This is a genomic window from Tepidicaulis marinus, assembly GCF_000739695.1.
GTDB lineage: Bacteria > Pseudomonadota > Alphaproteobacteria > Parvibaculales > Parvibaculaceae > Tepidicaulis > Tepidicaulis marinus.
Genome location: NZ_BBIO01000017.1, coordinates 42,043 through 57,375, shown reverse-complemented (window position 1 = coordinate 57,375; position 15,333 = coordinate 42,043). Strand labels below are relative to the sequence as shown.

The window sequence follows — 15,333 nt, the reverse complement described above, 5'->3', positions numbered from 1 at the left end:
GAGCCTTTTGGAAAGGCCAGATGGAGGAAGTGGGACATGAACTGGATTAACAATGTCGTCCGGCCGAAAATTCAGCGGGTCTTCAAAAAACGGGACACGCCGGACAATTTGTGGGTGAAATGTTCCAATTGCGGGGAGATGGTTTTTCACCGCGATCTCATCACCGCTTACAATGTCTGCCCCTCCTGCGACTTCCATATGAAACTGGGCACGAAAGAGCGTTTCGGCCAGCTCTTCGACAATGGCGAATACGAAGAAATCGCGATACCGGAGGTGCCCGCCGACCCGCTGAAATTCCGCGACCAGAAGCGCTATCCTGAACGGTTGAAAGATGCGCGCGCCAAAACCGGGCGCAATGACGCGGTGACCGTGGCCCATGGCGCGCTCGATGGGATCGAGACCGTTATTTCCGTGCAGGATTTCGCCTTCATGGGCGGCTCGCTCGGCATGGCGGCGGGCGAGGCGATCGTCGTTGGCGCCCGCGAAGCGCTGGAACGCAAGGCGCCTTACATCGTCGTGGCCGCGGCGGGCGGCGCGCGGATGCAGGAAGGCATTCTCTCGCTGATGCAAATGCCGCGCACAACCGTTGCCGTGCAGATGCTGCGCGAGGCACGCCTGCCTTACATCGTCGTGCTCACCGATCCGACCACCGGCGGCGTCACCGCCTCCTATGCCATGCTGGGCGATGTGCAGATTGCCGAGCCGGGCGCCCTGATCGGTTTTGCCGGGCCGCGCGTCATCGAACAAACGATCCGCGAGAAGTTGCCGCAGGGCTTCCAGCGCGCCGAATATCTGCTTGAACACGGCATGGTCGATATGGTCGTCCACCGCCACGAGCTGAAAGCGACGCTGGCGCGCACGATCCGCCTTCTCACTCACCGGCCGGGTTCGGCGCTGAAGCAGGAAACGCTGCCCGCCACGCGGCCCAATCCGCCCGCCCCCGTTGCTTGAAATGGCATCTGAAATCGCGGCTGACATCACATCTGAACTCACTCCATGAGCGCCTCCAACACCCCGCCGCCCCTTGCCCCTTACAGCGATGTGGTGCTGGAACGCCTCTCGAAGCTGCATCCGAAACTGATCGACCTCTCGCTGGAAAGAGTGCACCGGCTGCTGGCCGCGCTCGGCCATCCCGAAGAGCATCTGCCGCCCGTCATTCATATCGCCGGGACGAACGGCAAAGGCTCGGCTCTGGCCTTCCTCAAAGCCATGCTGGAGGCGGATGGCAAGGCGGTGCATGCCTATACCTCGCCCCATCTCGTGCATTTTCATGAGCGTATCTATCTCGGCGGAAAAGGCGGCGGCGCCTTCATTGGCGAAGAGGCGCTGATCGAAGTGCTGGAGGAATGCGAGCGCGCGAACGAAGGCGCGCCCATTACTTATTTCGAAATCACAACCGTTGCCGCGCTTCTTGCCTTTTCGCGCCTCCCTGCCGATGCGCTGCTGCTTGAAACGGGCATGGGCGGGCGGCTCGATACGACGAATGTCGTTGCCCGCCCCGCCGCCACACTGATCACGCCTATCGGGCTCGATCATCAGCAGTTTCTGGGCGAAACGCTGGGCGAGATTGCAGGCGAAAAAGCCGGCATCTTTCGCCATAATGTGCCGGCCATTATCGGCCCGCAGGAAGAAGCAGCCTTGGAAGTGCTTCTTGAAAAGGCCGAGCGCACCGGCGCGCGGGTTTTCATCCACGGGCAGGACTGGATGGCTTTCGAGGAACATGGCCGCCTTATCTATCAGGATACGGACGGTCTTCTCGATCTCCCCTTCCCGGCACTGCAAGGACGCCATCAGCTTACAAATGCGGGCGGAGCGATTGCGGCGCTCCGTCAAGCTGAAGGGCTTTCCGTTTCCGATGAGGCCATCGAAGAAGGGCTGCTGACGGCAAAATGGCCCGCGCGGATGCAGCGCCTGAAAGAAGGCCCGCTCCTTGCCGCGCTTCCGGAAGGGGTCGAGCTTTGGCTCGATGGCGGGCACAATCCCGCCGCCGGGCGCACCATCGCCCAGGCTTTCGCCGAGATGAACGACCGCGCCCCGCGCCCGCTCTATCTCATTTGCGGCATGCTTTCGACCAAGGACGCCACGGGGTTTCTCGCCGCCTTCAAAGACCTTGCCGCCATGGCCGTTGCCGTGCCCATCGAGGGAGAGGCGAATGCGCTCACCCCGGGCGAGCTTGCCGCTGCCGCGCAGAAGGCGGGACTTCACGGCGAGGAGGCGCAGAGCCTCGCCGCTGCCATGACCCGCATCGCCAAAAGCGCGCAGGACGGCAAGACCGCACCGCGCATCCTTATCTGCGGCTCGCTTTATCTGGCGGGCCAAGTGCTCCGGGAGCATGGGTGAGGTTTGCCGCCTTCGCTCCCGTCACCCTCGCGCGCGACGCGAGGGTCCATGCGAAAGCTGCGGCAAGCGGTGAGGTTGCTTGGACCCCGGGACAAGCCCGGGGTGACAGCCTCACCCGATGAAATGCACGGGGTCACTGCAAACTCTTTTGTCACCCCGGCCTACGTGCCGGGGTCCATACTGACGCTGCAACAAACAAAAGCCCGGCACTGATTTTCCAGGCCGGGCTTTCTTAAACGTTTGCGCTCCAAATCTTAGAGCGAGCTTTCGATCCATTCCTGAATCTTGCCCTTCGGCAGCGCGCCCACTTTCGTCGCGGCCACCTGGCCATCCTTGAAAAGCATCAGCGTCGGGATGCCGCGCACGCCATATTTTGTCGGCGTGTTGGGGTTCTCGTCGATATTGATCTTGGCGATGGTTACTTTACCGCCGAGATCGGCCGCGATTTCTTCCAGAGCCGGACCGATCTGTTTGCACGGGCCGCACCATTCGGCCCAGAAGTCGACAAGCACCGGCGTCGAGGAATCGATCACATCCGATTCGAAGCTGCCGTCGGTTACTTTCGTGGTAGCCATTCTCATACCTCTTTACTTTCTGATACGTCCGGCCCGCTTCGCGCGGCAAAGACGCCTCGGTTCGTATTCAGCTTGCCACAAATCTAGGAATGGCAGGTTCCAACGTCAAGGAAGGCGCACGGGCATGTGAGAATAGTGCCGTTTTGCGCTTCTCAGCGCAGATATTTTTCGAGGTTTTCCGCCGGAATTTCCATAAGCCGCGGCCCATCCGTCCATAAAAGGGCGCAGCGCACCTCAAAACCCGGGCGGGACTGCGCCAAAAGCGCGCGGTAGGCGGCAAGCTGGGCGATATAGGCCGGGCTGACCTCACCCGGCGTTTTGGGCGCCGGGCGATTCGTCTTGTAATCGACGATGAGGATTTCCCCCTCGCGCTCGACGAGCCGGTCGATCTGCCCGGCAAAAGAAAGGGGGCCCGAGGGCATTTCGACAATGCCCACCACCGGCACTTCCGCCCGGCTGCCCGGCCCGAAAAGCGCTGCGAAATCCGGCGCCTCCAAAACCGCGCGCGCCGCCTGCCAGATTTCTTTGCGCTCAGCCTCAGAAAGATCGTGGCCAGGGGCGGCAAGAAAGCGCGCCGCCGCCGCATCCCATTTTCCCGCTTCAATTTCGGGCAGGGTTTCGAGCAGGCGGTGAATGATGCGCCCGCGCTTGAACCTTTTTTGCGTGTCCCCGCCCAAAGGAGAGAGAACCGGCGGCTCGGCGCCCGCCTCCCCTTCAAAGCGCGAGGGGGCAAGGGGCCGGGGCGGCACGGCTTCTTCGGGCGCGGGCTGATGCGCCCAGGCGGGCAGCGGCGGCAGCGCCTCAGCCGTCACGCTATCCCCGGCGGGGGCGGCGCGCTTGCCCTCCTTGCGCCAGACGGTGCCGCGCGGCGTTTCCACCGGCTCAAGCGCGTCTTTCAACCCCTCTTGGATCAGCGCATACCAGCAGGCATCGGGGAGTTTCTTCGCGCCTTTATGCCCGCAGACGTAAAGCCGGTCGCGGGCGCGCGTCATCGCCACATAAAGGAGGCGCCTATATTCCTCACCCTGCAGCGCGCGGGCCTTTTCGCGCGCCGCGCCGGCCAAGGCCTCGTCATTTGCCTTGCGCACCGGCCAGAGCGGCAAGTCCTCGCCCCGATGCTGAGCGGGCAGCAGCACCGGATCGAAACGGGCGGCGGGCACCGCGCAAGTATCCGGCAAAAAGACGATGGGCGCCTCCAGCCCCTTTGCCCCATGCACCGTCATCACCCGCACTTCATTCGCGCCCTGATCGAGATCGCGCTTGATCTGCACATGGCCGGTTTCGATCCAGTGCAAAAAGCCTTGCAGCGCGCCTGCATGGCCCTGCTCATATTGGAGGGCGAGCGAAAGAAATTCATCGACGGGATCGTTCACATCCTCGCCGAGCCGGGCGAGAAGTTTTTCCCGCCCCCGCTCGCCGATCAGCCGGCGCGCATAAAACTCGTAGGGGCGGCGCTGGTCGGCTTCGGCCAGCACATGGGAAAGATAAGCATAGGCCTTGGCAAAGACGGGCTTTTCTTCGGCGCGCTTGATGAGCGCCCCCCAGAGCGAGACCGTGCGCCCGTATGCCAGATCGAAAAGCTCTTCCTCGCTGAAACCGATAAGCGGGCTTTTGAGCACTTCGGCAAGCGTTAGATCGTCTTCGGGCAAAAGCGCGAAACGGCCGAGGGAGAGAAGGTCCATCACCGCGATCTGCTCGGCCAGCATCATCCGGTCGGCGCCGGCAACGGGAATGGCGCGCGCTTTCAAGGCCCGGATCATTTCCTCGACGAAGAGATCGCGCCGGCGCACCAGCACCATAATGTCGCCGGGCTTAATTTTCCGGCCGTTGGCGTGCAGCCGCTCGCCGTTTTGAAGCCATTCGGCCACCTGATCGGCAATGCGCGCGGCAAGCCGGGCGCGCGGGCTCGAGCCTGTCGGATAATCGAGCGGCGCATCCCAGGGATTTTCCTCTTCCTCCTCTTCCGGTTCTTCCAGCGGCCAAAGCTCGACAAGACCGCCTTCTTCCTCGCGGCGGGCATAATGAGCGACGGGATCGTCTTCCGCGCTCAGGCCCGCCCGCGCCGCCTCGCCTTTAAAGACGAGATCGACCGCGTTCAAAACTTCCGGCACGGAACGGAAAGAAAGAAGCAGATGCACCGGCGACCAGGTGCCTTCGGCTTCCTTCACGCGCTTTTCGAAATAGGCGCGCATGGCGGAGAATTTTTCGGGCGCGGCGCCCTGAAAGGAATAGATGGACTGTTTCTCATCGCCCACTGCAAAGACGGTCCGCACCGTCTCACGCGCGCCGCTGCCCGACATAAACTCATCGGCAAGGGCCGCGATCACTTCCCATTGCGCCGGGCTCGTGTCCTGCGCTTCATCGACGAGAATATGGTCGAGCCCGCCATCGAGTTTATAAAGCACCCAGGCCGTCATCTGCCGGTTCGTCAGCAAGGCCCGCGCCCGCTCGATGAGGTCCTCATAATCGAGCCGCGCATATATGCGCTTGATGCTTTCGTAAGAGGCAAGCAGCGCATCGCCGAGCCGGAGCATCGCCTCGCTCGCCTCGGCCACGCGCACCGCGTTCAGCGCCAAGGTTAGATCATGGATACGCGATTGCTCGGCGCGCAGTTCTTCTTCAAGCGCGCCGTTCGCCTCGCGCAGCTTCTTCGTCATCAGGTCTTTGAAAGGCTCGCCGTCCGTCGCCTTCAAAAACGCGCTGCAATAAAGCGAAAAGGCCGCCGCTTCGTCCCGCTCGGCAAGGAAGGCGCGGAAGATGGCTTCTTTCTTCTGGTCCGTCACCGTGCCGCCGGCAAGCACGTCTGCCGCCTCGCCAATCCGCGCGCGCGGCACGCGCGAGAGCGCATCCGCAATAAGACCCCTCTCACTCACCCCTTCTTTGACGCCGAGCGCCACGCGCAGCTGCTCAATGGCCGCTTCGAGCCCGCCTGCCCGCTCCAGGAAACGGTGGATACGGCCGCGCTCGCCGACAATCGCTTTGAAGAGCGTTTCGAAACCGAATTCGCCGGCAACGCGGCTGACATGAGAGAGCGCCAAGGTCAGCGGCGTTTCATGGCCTGCAAGATCGTCCTCGCCGATCTCTTCCAAAAGCGCATGCTGCGCTTCAGCCATATATTCATCCGTCGCGCGCTCATCCAGAATGTCAAAATGGGGCGGCACGCCCGCTTCCAGCGGAAAGCGGCCAAGCAGGCGCTCGCAAAAGGCATGGATGGTCTGAATTTTAAGCCCGCCCGGCGTCTCGATGGCGCGCGCAAATAAAAGCCGCGCGGCCTTAAGGCGCGCCGGAGTGGCCCCGCCGCCATCGAGCGCCTCGATCTTTTGCGCAAGCGCGCCGTCTTCCAGAACCGCCCAGGAGCCGAGCTCGCGGTAAAGCCGGGCCGCCATTTCAGAGGCCGCCGCTTTGGTGAAGGTCAGGCACAGGATGCGTTCGGGCGGCGTGCCGCTTAAGAGGAGACGGATGACGCGGTTGATGAGCACATGGGTCTTGCCCGCCCCGGCATTCGCCGACACCCAGACGGAGGCAGCGGGATCTGCAGCGCGGCGCTGGTCTTCCAGCGTCTGGGCAAACCGGTTCATCCCGCTCATGCGCCCTCCTCCCCATCCGAGGCGGACCATTCTTTCACCCGCGCCAGATGATCGTAATCGCTATAGCGCCCGATAAATTGCACGCGGGGGCGGGAGAGATAAGGCAGGCTTTCGTTTTCGTAAGAGGCCAGCAAACCCTTGAGCCCGCCCAGCGCCTCCGCAGCCAAGCGACTGCCTTCTTCGGTGATCTTTTTCACTGCCCCGCCCTGCTCGCCGCCCGCCAGATGCAGATAGGTGAGCGTTTCCACAGGGCCTTTCGGAACGTTTTCGAAGCCGCCCGCTTCGGCCATGGCCGCTTCAAGGGAAAGCTGCGGGGAAAGCCCGCTTTCCACTTGCGCCGCGCTCGGCACGCCGCCCGTCTTGTAATCCATGATGTGAAGCGCGCCGGAGCGCTTCACATCGATCCGGTCGGCGCGGGCATGAAGACTGACGGGCCGTTTCAGCCCGCCGATTTCCAGCATGCCTTCGATCTCGCCATAAGCCTTGAGCACATCCTGCCGCAATTCAGGTTCCGCCGAGGCAAGAAAGCGGGCGATCTGCTCATAACGCGGCTGCCAGAAGGCAATGACCTCGGGCCTGTCCGGCGCATCGGCGAAAACTTCCTCGCCGATTTCCAGAAGCACCTCTTCGATATTCTCCGGCAGGGTTTCGGGATAGCGCTTCACGAATGTGTCGAGCGCGCGGTGAATGAGGATGCCTCTGTCCCGCGCGGGCGCAAAATCGTCGATGGCATCGAGCGCTTTCAGCCCCAGAACACGGCGTGCATAAAAGGCATAAGGATCGCGGATGAGGGTTTCCACATCCGTCACCGAGAGCCTATCGGGCCTTGCATGAAGCGGCGGCGCCGGGCGCGGCGGCAATGCCGCCTGGCGGGCGGATGGCACATCGATTTCCCGGGCCCAATGCGTCCACTTCTGTGCAAGCGGCAATCCGTCTATCCCGGCGCCTTTCAGAAAACTTTCAAGCCGCAAGAGCCAGCGCGAGGGAACGGCGGGCGCGCCTTCCACTTTCAGCGCCCGCGTCAGAAAAACCCGCGGACAGGCAGCGGCCTGCACAAAGTCATGAGCGGAAAGGCCGATCCGCCGTTCGGGCGAATAAAGACCGAGATTGCGGCGCATGGGCCGGCTGAGCCAGGGATCGACTTTCGTTTCTGCCGGCCACACCCCTTCATTGAGCCCGCCGAGAATAAGACAGTCCGCCTGCTGAAGACGCGCTTCCAAGGGCCCGAGGATCATGAGGCGGGGATGGCGCCCGAAGCGCGGACGCACCACACGCCCAAGCGCCAGGCTTTCCATGAAAGCGCGCAGGCCCGCAGGCGCAAGGGCGGGGGCTTCGTTCGCCGCTTCCATCAGCGCGGCAAAAAAGGCGGCGGCTGCTTCCCCGTCATCCCCGGCCCAAAGCCGGGCCGCGCCTTCTACTTCATCGCGCGCGGCCAAAGCCTCTGCTGCTCCAAGAAACGCGCTCAGGAGCGCGCCCGCCTCCTGTTTTTCAAAAAGCGGAAGCTGCAAAAGCGGCGCGGTGGCTTCTTTCAACTGGGCAATGAGCGCGCGCAGGCGCGGCTCGTCCCGCTTGCGTTCTTCTTCGTATGCGTTCAACGCAAGCTCCAGCCCCTCAAGCCCCGGCGCCGGGCGGGGGCCGCGCAGGAGCGCGCGTTCAAGGCGGCGCACATCGGCGCGGAAATCGCCGGGCGCCATGCCCGCTGCGGCAAGGGGGTGTTTGAGGAGCGAGAGAAGCGGCACCGGCGCGAAGTCTTCTTCCACCGCCTCGAGCAGCAAGCGGAGGAAAATAAAGACCGGCGTTTCTGCCAATGGCACACCGGAGGAATCGTCCACTTCGATGCCCCAGCGGGCAAGCTCGGCAGCAACGCGCCGGGCAAGGGAGCGGTCCGGGGTGACGAGCGCCGCCGTCTTTTCTTTTTCTTCCAGCACCGAGCGCAGGATAAGCGCAATGGCAAGCGCCTCCTCGCGCGCATTCGCCGCTTCGATGAGGTGCAGCCCCTCAAGCGCGCCCGCTATGTCTTTGCCCTCGGCCGCCAGCACGGCGCGCCAACCATCCGTTGCCTCGGCGGGGCGCAAAGCTTCGTTCAAGAGCCGGGCCCTTGCAGCGTTTTTCTCAGCGGCGGCGGTTTGCGCGCCCGGCCAGAGCGCCACATCGTCCCGGCCCGCGCCAAGGCGCTCAAGCAATTGCTTCATGCCGAATTGAGGATGAGATTCGCCGACCGCCTCCCAGGCCTCCGGTGCCAGGTCAAGATCGAGCCCCGGCAGCACCACCGCCCCTTGCGGCAGGCCCGCAATAACGGAGAGAAGTTTGGCAGACGCAGGCACCGAGCCCGTGGAACCTGCTGCAATAACCGGGCCTTGCGGCGGCTTTGCGGCCCAGGCCGCAGCCTGCGCTTCGAGCAGCAAGGTGCGCCGGCGGGCCGGATCGATCAGCCCTTTGTCGGCGAGAATATCCGGCCAGTAGCGGGTGATGATTTGCAGAAACTCGAGCGTGATCTGCCAGTTCTGCGCATAATCGCCGGGCACGAGATCCTGCAGCGCGGAAAGCTCCACGCCTTCGGTTTCCACCGCATCGAGAAAGCGGCCAAGATCGCCTGCGAGCGCCGCCGCCTGGCCTGCGCTCATCGCGCCTGCATCGGGGTTCACCTCCCCCCAGGCATTGATGAGTTTCGTGAGTACGATCTGCCGTGAGAGGCTTTCCATGGCAGGCGGCAGCTCGGCGCCGAAGGCGGCGCCTTCCTCGCGGAAGCTGAAGCCCGGATCGAGCAGCATTTCTTCTTCATCGACATCGCCCATGGGACGGATGGATGGCAGGATCATCGCCCGCCCACCCGACTGGCGCAGAAAGGCTTCCGAAAGCGTGCGCACCGCGCGCCGCGTCGGCAAGAGGATCGTGATGTCGGCAAGCGCCGCCCCGTCAAAGCGCCCGCCGAGCGATGCATCCTCGCTCAGGGCCCGCGCCATCACATCGGCAAAGGCGAGCCCGGAGGGCATCGTGAAAAGAGCGGGCGCGGCTTTGCGGGATGAAGGTGCCATGATGCCAGTCTAGCGCGGACGGGCCTAAAGGTCGCGCATGAAGGCTTCGGCCTCGGCAAGATCGCCGGGCGTGCCGACATGCATCCATACCCCATCGAGGCGCAGGCCGAAGAGACGGCCCTCTTCCGCCGCCTTGTCCCAGAGCAGATTGGTGGAGAAGGCCCCTTCCGGCGCGCCCTCCAAAAGGCGGGGATGGAAAATCTGCACGCCCGCAAACATGAAAGGCGCGACATGGGCCTCGCGCCGCCGCGTCAGCCGGCCAAGCCCGTCCATCATAAAATCGCCGCGCCGGCACTCGCCGATCGTGGTGACGGCGGGCGCCATCATCAAGAGCGCGTCCATCTTTTCCGCATCCCAAAAGGCTTTCATCCGGCCCAAGATGGGGCTCAGGCCTTCGGCCCAGACCGTGTCGGAATTCATGACGAAGATGGGCGCCTCACCCAGCAGTGGGCGGGCTTTTTTAAGCCCCCCGCCCGTGTCGAGCAGCTTGTCCCGTTCATCCGAAAAATGAATGCGCGGGCAGGCGCGCCCTTTCAAATGGGCTTCCAGCATTTCCGCTTTATAGTGAAGATTGACGATGACGTCGCTCACCCCAGCGGCAGCGAGCTTATCCAGCGCATGGTCGATCAGCGGCTTGCCGAGAAAGGGCACGAGCGGTTTCGGCATTTTGTCGGTAAGCGGGCGCATGCGATTTCCCATGCCCGCCGCCATGATCATCGCGCGGCTGATGTCGCTCATCTCTTACTCCGCCTGCAGAATTTCTTTCCGCAGCGCCGCGGGCACATGCGTGTCGAGCCAGGCCTTCATCTCGCTCAAGACCGGATGGCGCAAATCCCGCTCGAGATAAGCGGAAACGCGCGGCAAATGGGCGAGGTAACCGGGCTTGCCGTCCCTTCTCCAAAGCCGGACGAAAATCCCCATGATCTTGGCATTGCGCTGCGCGCCCAGCACCGCATAGGCGGCGCGGAAAGCTTCTTCATCGAAGCTGGTGTCGGCTTTGCCCGCCCGATCGATGTAATAGGCAAGCATCTCCTCTTCGCGCGCCTCGGGCACGTCTTTGCGCGCATCCTGCAGAAGCGAGACAAGATCATAGGCGCGCGAGCCCGCCTGCGCGTCCTGATAATCGAGCATGCCGGCCCTTGCCGCGCCTTCTCTTTCTCCGAGCCAAAGCAGGTTGGGCGAGTGATAATCGCGCAGCACCAGAACGGGCGCGCCGATTACAGCTTTCGGGAAAAGCTTTTTCCAAAGCCCGCGGTAGATGTCTTTTTCCTCCGCTGCCAGCGCCGTGCCTTTTTTCACCGGGATATACCAGTCGGTCAGAAGCTCGGTTTCGATGGCAAGCGCGGCGTCATCGTAAGAGGGCACTTTGTAAGTGCTGCCACCCGGCAGCGGCAAGGCAGCGGGCGTACTTGCCTGATGCAGCAGAAGAAGCGCGTCGATGGCGGCGCGGTAAAGCTCATCGAGTCGCGTGCCATCGCCCGCTTTGCCCGTTTCAATGGCTTTCCCGTAAAGGTCATCGCCGAGATCTTCCAGAAGCAGAAGCCCTGCTTCCATGTCATGAGCCAAAAGGCGCGGGGCGGAAAGACCGAGCGCGCGCAAGTGCTCGCCCACCGCGACGAAAGGGCGGCAATCTTCTGCCAGATGGGCAATGGCGGAATAGGCTTTGCGGCTGCCTTCCAGCGGCGGCCCGTCGGGGCCTGCCGGAGCGTTCATCAGCACGGCGGGCCCTTCAGGGCCCGAAAGGCGCTCATAGGCGCGGGTCGAGGCATCGCCTGCGAGCGGCGCGCGAGCGGCCCGGCCCCAACCGGCTTTATTCAGGAAAGCCGCGATCTTCTTTTCCCGCTCCTTACTCATTTTTATTTTTCTCCTGCGGGTCGTTTTTGCCGAAGCGCGGCGCGCACCCCTTCGATCAGCCGCGCCGGCCCTTTCAGGCGCGCGGCCCGTTCCTTGTCCCGTTCTTCGATCAGGATGTCGAGCCTTTCTTCAGGCAGCAGATCTTCGAGCCGTCCCGGCCATTCGATGAGCGCGGCGCCCGTTTCCAGCGCCTCATCGAGGCCGAGCTCGTAAATCTCTTCCGGCGCGCCGATCCGGTAAAGGTCGAAATGGGCAAGGCTGAGACCGCCTGCCTCATAAGTCTGGACGAGGGTGAAGGTCGGGCTCGGCACGTCTTCTACCTGTCCGCCTGCCAGGCGCTGGGCTTCCTGAATGAGCGCGCGGGCCAGCACGGATTTACCCATGCCCAGGTCCCCCCAGAGCGCAATGAGATCGCCCGGCTCTACGAGCCCCGCCAGCGCGCGGCCGAGCGCCCTGGTGGCCGCCTCGTCCGGCAGTACCGCCTCATAAGCGCCTGTCATATCGGGCAGAATCACCTGCTCATCCATCATGGCTCCGTTTTACGCTGCCCCATAAGCGCCCACAACCGGATGTGCCCGCGCAAACCGCACTTTTACGGGCCTTTCCGGCCGATGCGCGTTAGAATGCGTTGGGGAACTCCGCATTGCGACCCCCGCTGCATTTCTCCCGGCGACTCTGGGGTTGATTTGGGCGGGGGGAGGCGGCATGTTACGGACACAAAACATGACGCCCCCGTCACTTTTAGAAGAATCGCAAGAAAACCGGGGTAGGAACGTCATGGGCAGCCTCAAAAGGCGCCGGAAAGGGAGCGAGCGGCAATGAGCGATCATGTGGTGATTGTGGGCGCGGGCCATGCGGCCGGACAGGCGGCGGCGAGCCTGCGCCAGGAAGGCTATGAGGGCGCGATCACGATGATCGGCAACGAGCCCTACATCCCCTATCAGCGCCCGCCGCTTTCCAAGAAATTCCTTGCCGGGGAAATCGGCATCGACCGGGTTTATTTCAAACCGCCGGAATTCTACGAAAAAGAAAATGTCACCGTGAAGCTCGGCACGCGGGTGACGGAAATCGACCGCAACGCCAAGACCGTTCACACGGATAAAGGCGAAACGCTCACCTATTCCAAACTGCTTTTGACGACAGGCAGCCGCGCGCGCGAGCTCAACCTGCCGGGCTTCGACCTTGAGGGCGTTTTTTACCTGCGCAATGTCGGCGATGTCGAAGGCATCCAATCCTATTTCAACAAGGGCGGCAAATGCGTCATTGTCGGCGGCGGCTATATCGGCCTTGAAGTGGCCGCTGTTGCCGCCAAACACGGCATCGATGTCACCGTGCTGGAAATGGCGCCCATGGTCATGGCCCGCGTGGTCGATCCCATCGTCTCGCGCTTTTACGAGCGCGTGCATAGAGAAGAAGGCGTGAAGATCGTCACGGGTGCCGCCGTCTCGGGCTTTGAAGGCAAGAACGGCCAGCTCACGAAAGTCACCTGCGCCGACGGGACCGCCCATGAGGCGGATTTCGTGGTGGTCGGCGTCGGCATTCTGCCCAATGTGGAACTTGCCGTTGAAGCCAATCTCAAGGTGGAAAACGGCATTGCGGTCGATGAATGCTGCCGCACCTCCGATCCCGATATTTATGCGGCAGGCGATTGCACGAACCATCCCAATCCGCTTTTGGGTGAAAGGCTGCGCCTTGAAAGCGTGCATAACGCGCTCGAGCAGGCAAAAACGGCAGCGGCGGCCATTTGCGGCAAGGAAAAGCCTTACGCACAGATCCCCTGGTTCTGGTCCGATCAATACGATCTGAAACTTCAGATCGTCGGGCTGTCCGCCGGCTATGATCAGGCCGTTGTGCGCGGCAATCCGGATGAGGGGCGCTCTTTCGCGGTCTTTTATCTGAAGGAAGGCCGGCTCATCGCCGTCGATGCGATCAACCGCGCGCCGGAATTCATGATGTCCAAACAGCTCATCGCCAAGGGCGTTTCCATCCCGGCGGAGAAGCTGAGGGACGAAAGCATCAATATGAAGGAAATGGCCGCCTACGCGACATGAACGCCGCGCGGCCTTAACGGGAGCTGCCCTTCAACACCCACTGGGGCAGACATCTGAAGACGGAGTATCTATGACCAAGGTTGTTTTCATCGAGCATGACGGCACCGAACATGAAGTGGATGCGGAAAACGGCACCAACCTCATGGAAGCGGCCACGAAACATCTCGTTCCCGGCATCGACGCGGATTGCGGCGGCGCCTGCGCCTGCGCGACTTGCATGATCTATGTGCCGGAAGAATGGGCGGCGAAGCTGCCGGAAAAAGAAGACATGGAAGAGACCATGCTCGACTTCTGCGACCACAGCAAAGAGAACTCGCGCCTTGCCTGCCAGATCGAGGTGACGGACGCGCTGGAGGGTATCCGGGTCTCCATGCCCGCCTCCCAGCACTGAGACCTGAAAGTTCACGGTTTGGATGAGGGACGGCTTGGCCGTCCCTTTTCTTTTGGCCGCCTCTCTTCCTGCCGGTGCCCGCGCCCGCTAAGCTGAGCTCAAGGGAGAGATCATGCTCAGCCATCTTCGCTATTTCAAATATCAGGCGCTCAACAGTTTCTGGTTCACGCCGTCGCTGATGTGGCTCTTTGCTCTTTTCATGGCGGGGATGACGCTTTGGGCGGATCATGCCGGGATCGGCGCGGCCTTTCTCAGCCCGCTTCCCTTTTTCGATGTGGATGCGGACGGGGCGCGGGCCATTTTATCCACCATCGCCGGCTCGCTCATCACCGTCACGAGCCTTGTCTTCTCTCTCACCCTCGTGACGCTGACCATGGCCTCCTCCCAGCTCGGGCCGCGGCTCATCGGCAAGTTCATCTCCGACCGGCTGGTGCAATTCACGCTCGGCAGTTATGTCAGCACATTTTCCTATGCGCTGATCGTGCTGCGCTCGGTGGCGGGAGGGGAAGAGGCGTTCGTGCCCGTTCTTTCGCTGCATTTTGCCATTCTCGGCACGCTCTTCTGCTTCGGGCTGCTCATTGCCTTTATCCACCATGTCGCCATCATCATTCAGGCGGACTGGGTGATCTTTTCCGTGGCCGATGATCTTTTAAACGCCATGCCGCGCGCCTTTCCGGAAGAAAGTGATGCAGAAAGCCGCAGCGCCGCCCGCGCCAGGCAAGAGGAAACGCTGAAAGCCTTAAGTGATCTTGCCCCTCTTGCCGTTAAGGCGGAAAAATCAGGCTATGTACAAACGCTGAGCCCCGGCCCGCTCGCCGAGCTTGCGGAAAAGCGCGGCAGCTTCATCCGCCTTCTCTACCGGCCGGGCCACTATATCGTCGCAGGCAGCACCCTTGCTTATTGCGGCACCGCAATCGAGGAAAGCGATTATGAGAAGGTCCGCGCCGCTTTTGTGCTCGGCCCGAAGCGCAGCGCGGCGCAGGATATCGAATTTGCCGTGACCGCCCTTGTCGAAATCGCGCTCCGGGCGCTTTCCCCCGGCATCAACGATCCGCGCACGGCAATCGCCTGTATCGATTGGCTGACGGCGGCAGCCGCCCGCGCCATGCAGGGCGAGGCGCCCCCTCCTCTTCTTTGCGACAAAGAGAACACGCCGCGGCTCTGGCGCGATATCGTTTCCTTCGAAGGCTTCATCGACTGTGCCTTCAACGAAATCCGCCAGGCAGCACGGGACAATGTGGCCGTGACCTTGCGTTTGATCGAAACGATCACGCGGCTTGGGGAATTCATCCGCACGGATGAGCATTGGCAAGTGCTGAGCGCGCAGGCGAACAAGATCGAAAGCAGTCTGGAGACCTATTTCGCCGAAAGTTCTGATACGGACGATCTTCTGCAACGGCTGAGCGAGCTGCGCAAATCGCTCGAAGCCGCGCGCCCGGCGCATAAGCATCTGGGCTGACGCATATGAAAACGGCCTCCGCCTGAAAGGGGAGGCCGTCA

The 15,333-nt window shown here is 62.5% G+C and carries 11 protein-coding genes; 5 read left to right on the top strand and 6 right to left on the bottom strand.

From position 1 onward, the window contains the following. Positions 1-36 precede the first annotated feature (36 nt). Both accD and M2A_RS14080 read left to right on the top strand, forming a co-directional pair. Positions 37-951 (top strand): acetyl-CoA carboxylase, carboxyltransferase subunit beta, encoded by a 915-nt coding sequence (accD, locus tag M2A_RS14085; protein ID WP_045448757.1) that lies wholly within the window; start codon positions 37-39, stop codon positions 949-951. Positions 952-996: 45 nt separating this feature from the next. Then, positions 997-2,340, top strand: a complete 1,344-nt coding sequence (locus M2A_RS14080) for a bifunctional folylpolyglutamate synthase/dihydrofolate synthase (RefSeq protein WP_045448755.1) — start codon at positions 997-999, stop codon at positions 2,338-2,340. 254 nt (positions 2,341-2,594) lie between these two features. Here the strand turns inward: M2A_RS14080 and trxA are convergent, their stop codons facing one another. From trxA to tsaE, 6 genes are all read right to left on the bottom strand, one after another. Then, positions 2,595-2,915: a thioredoxin TrxA gene (trxA, locus tag M2A_RS14075; protein WP_045448752.1), complete on the bottom strand. Its 321-nt coding sequence runs from the start codon at positions 2,913-2,915 to the stop codon at positions 2,595-2,597. Between the two features lie 152 nt (positions 2,916-3,067). Beyond that, the gene (gene addA, locus M2A_RS14070) at positions 3,068-6,502 is read right to left on the bottom strand and encodes a double-strand break repair helicase AddA (RefSeq protein ID WP_045448750.1); all 3,435 of its coding nucleotides are present in this window, start codon (positions 6,500-6,502) and stop codon (positions 3,068-3,070) included. Further along, positions 6,499-9,537, bottom strand: coding sequence for a double-strand break repair protein AddB (gene addB / locus M2A_RS14065; protein ID WP_045448748.1), 3,039 nt, complete (start codon positions 9,535-9,537; stop codon positions 6,499-6,501). The genes addA and addB overlap by 4 nt, the downstream gene beginning before the upstream one ends. Before the next feature lie 24 nt (positions 9,538-9,561). Beyond that, positions 9,562-10,275, bottom strand: a complete 714-nt coding sequence (locus M2A_RS14060; RefSeq protein ID WP_045448745.1) for a nucleotidyltransferase family protein — start codon at positions 10,273-10,275, stop codon at positions 9,562-9,564. A 3-nt stretch (positions 10,276-10,278) separates the two neighbouring features. Next, positions 10,279-11,391 carry an aminoglycoside phosphotransferase family protein gene (locus tag M2A_RS14055; protein ID WP_052379513.1) on the bottom strand — a complete coding sequence of 371 codons (1,113 nt, stop codon included), beginning with the start codon at positions 11,389-11,391 and terminating at the stop codon, positions 10,279-10,281. A gap of 2 nt (positions 11,392-11,393) precedes the next feature. Then, entirely contained in the window at positions 11,394-11,918 is a 525-nt protein-coding gene (tsaE, locus tag M2A_RS18420) for a tRNA (adenosine(37)-N6)-threonylcarbamoyltransferase complex ATPase subunit type 1 TsaE (protein WP_081875647.1), read from the bottom strand. A 291-nt stretch (positions 11,919-12,209) separates the two neighbouring features. Here tsaE and M2A_RS14045 point away from each other — a divergent pair, with 291 nt between their 5' ends. The 3 genes from M2A_RS14045 to M2A_RS14035 all read left to right on the top strand — a co-directional run bounded on the left by M2A_RS14045 (position 12,210) and on the right by M2A_RS14035 (position 15,292). After that, positions 12,210-13,442 (top strand): NAD(P)/FAD-dependent oxidoreductase, encoded by a 1,233-nt coding sequence (locus tag M2A_RS14045; RefSeq protein WP_045448743.1) that lies wholly within the window; start codon positions 12,210-12,212, stop codon positions 13,440-13,442. Positions 13,443-13,512: 70 nt separating this feature from the next. After that, complete coding sequence (locus M2A_RS14040; protein WP_045448740.1) at positions 13,513-13,833, top strand: 2Fe-2S iron-sulfur cluster-binding protein; 321 nt, start codon at positions 13,513-13,515, stop codon at positions 13,831-13,833. A 112-nt stretch (positions 13,834-13,945) separates the two neighbouring features. Beyond that, complete coding sequence (locus tag M2A_RS14035) at positions 13,946-15,292, top strand: DUF2254 domain-containing protein (RefSeq protein ID WP_052379512.1); 1,347 nt, start codon at positions 13,946-13,948, stop codon at positions 15,290-15,292. Positions 15,293-15,333 lie beyond the last annotated feature (41 nt).

What these genes read in the sequence shown, in the direction of transcription:
- accD (WP_045448757.1), top strand. Translation starts at nt 37, where the DNA reads ATGAACTGGATTAACAATGTCGTCCGGCCGAAAATTCAGCGGGTCTTC.
- M2A_RS14080 (WP_045448755.1), top strand. Translation starts at nt 997, where the DNA reads ATGAGCGCCTCCAACACCCCGCCGCCCCTTGCCCCTTACAGCGATGTG.
- trxA (WP_045448752.1), bottom strand. Translation starts at nt 2,915, where the DNA reads ATGGCTACCACGAAAGTAACCGACGGCAGCTTCGAATCGGATGTGATC.
- addA (WP_045448750.1), bottom strand. Translation starts at nt 6,502, where the DNA reads ATGAGCGGGATGAACCGGTTTGCCCAGACGCTGGAAGACCAGCGCCGC.
- addB (WP_045448748.1), bottom strand. Translation starts at nt 9,537, where the DNA reads ATGGCACCTTCATCCCGCAAAGCCGCGCCCGCTCTTTTCACGATGCCC.
- M2A_RS14060 (WP_045448745.1), bottom strand. Translation starts at nt 10,275, where the DNA reads ATGAGCGACATCAGCCGCGCGATGATCATGGCGGCGGGCATGGGAAAT.
- M2A_RS14055 (WP_052379513.1), bottom strand. Translation starts at nt 11,391, where the DNA reads ATGAGTAAGGAGCGGGAAAAGAAGATCGCGGCTTTCCTGAATAAAGCC.
- tsaE (WP_081875647.1), bottom strand. Translation starts at nt 11,918, where the DNA reads ATGGATGAGCAGGTGATTCTGCCCGATATGACAGGCGCTTATGAGGCG.
- M2A_RS14045 (WP_045448743.1), top strand. Translation starts at nt 12,210, where the DNA reads ATGAGCGATCATGTGGTGATTGTGGGCGCGGGCCATGCGGCCGGACAG.
- M2A_RS14040 (WP_045448740.1), top strand. Translation starts at nt 13,513, where the DNA reads ATGACCAAGGTTGTTTTCATCGAGCATGACGGCACCGAACATGAAGTG.
- M2A_RS14035 (WP_052379512.1), top strand. Translation starts at nt 13,946, where the DNA reads ATGCTCAGCCATCTTCGCTATTTCAAATATCAGGCGCTCAACAGTTTC.